At 72.6% G+C, this 1,524-nt stretch carries 1 protein-coding gene; it reads right to left on the reverse strand.

Annotation, left to right across the window (positions count from 1 at the left end; genetic code table 11):
- Positions 1-68 precede the first annotated feature (68 nt).
- Positions 69-1,524, reverse strand: a 1,456-nt coding sequence (locus tag VF794_RS20590; protein WP_331112972.1) for an FAD-dependent oxidoreductase, incomplete at its 5' end; no start/stop codon positions are given.

The raw sequence follows: 1,524 nt of genomic DNA on the forward strand, positions 1-1,524 counted from the left end.
TGCACTTGGGGCCCTCCTCCGAGTTCCCCACACGTTGTCCACACCCCCCTGTGCGATCTGGCGCCCGCTCAAGCGCCCTGCCCCAACCCCTCGCGCTTGAGCGCCACCAGCAACAGGGAAATCGCCGCCGGCGTCAGCCCCGGCACCCGCCTCGCCTGCCCCACCGTCGCCGGCCGGTGCTTCTCCAGCTTCTCCACCGCCTCCGCCGACAGCCCCCGCACCGTCCCGTACGTGAAGTCCCCCGGAATCCTCCACCCGTCCCATGCCTCCGCCTCCCTCGCCGCCGCCCGCTCCGCCATCACGATGTACCCCTCGTACTTCACCTCCACCTCCACCTCCTCCACCACGTCCGCCTCGAGTGTCGGCCACCCCTCCGCCCGCTCCGCCGCCAACGCCGCGTAGGTGACTTCCGGCCGCTTGAGTCGCGCCGCCAGGCCCGTCCGCTTCAGCCGCGCCACCTCCTCCGCCACCGCCCGGCCTCGCGCCTCCACCCGCTCCAGCACCTCGCGCGACACCAGCCCCACCCGCGCCCCGTGCTTCGCCAGGCGCAGGTCCGCGTTCCCCTCGCGCAGCTTCAGCCGGTGCTCCGAGCGGCTCGTGAACATCCGGAAGGGCTCCTCCACCCCCTTCGTCACCAGCTCGTCCACCAGCACCGCCCCGTGCGCCTCGTCCCGCCCCAGCACCAGCGCCGGCTCGCCGCGGACCTGGAGCCCCGCGTTGATGCCCGCGTACAACCCCTGGAACGCCGCCTCCTCGTACCCGCTCGTCCCGTTGAGCTGCCCCGCGAAGTAGAGGCCCTGGAGGGCCTTCGTCTCCAGCGTCTCCTTGAGCTGCGTCGGCGGCGCGTAGTCGTACTCCACCGCGTAGCCGTAGCGCGCCACCTCCACCCGCTCCAGCCCCGGCAGCGTGCGCAGGAACTCGAGCTGCACCTCCGCCGGCATGCTCGTGGACAGGCCCGCCGGGTACACCAGCGGCGAGTCCGGGCCCTCGGGCTCCAGGAAGACCAGGTGCCGCTCCCGAGCCGAGAAGCGCACCACCTTGTCCTCCAGGGAGGGGCAGTAGCGTGGACCCCGGCCCACGATTTCCCCCTGGAAGAGCGGCGAGCGGTGGAGGTTGTCGCGCAGAATCTGGTGCGTGCGCGCCGTGGTGTACGTGAGGGCGCAGGTGACGGCTGGCTGGCGCGGGAAGGGCTCGCCCCCCAGCGCCCACTTCGTGCGCAGCGATAGCGGGCGCGGCGGGAAGTCTCCGGGCTGGGGCTCGAGGGCGGCCCAGTCGATGCTGTCGCGCACCAGCCGCGCCGGCGTCCCCGTCTTGAAGCGCTCCAGCGTGAAGCCCAGCGAGCGCAGGGAGAGGGAGAGCCCCTTCGCCGCCTCGTCCCCGAGCCGCCCGCCCACCTCCTTCTTCTCGCCCACGTGCATGAGGGCCTGGAGGAAGGTGCCGGTGGTGAGGAGCACGGCCTTCGCTTGAACCTGGGTGCCGTCCCCAAGCACCACGCCCGAAATCTGGCCGCCCTCGGCGACGAGG

The sequence above is a fragment of the Archangium sp. genome (assembly GCF_036389735.1).
GTDB lineage: Bacteria > Myxococcota > Myxococcia > Myxococcales > Myxococcaceae > Archangium.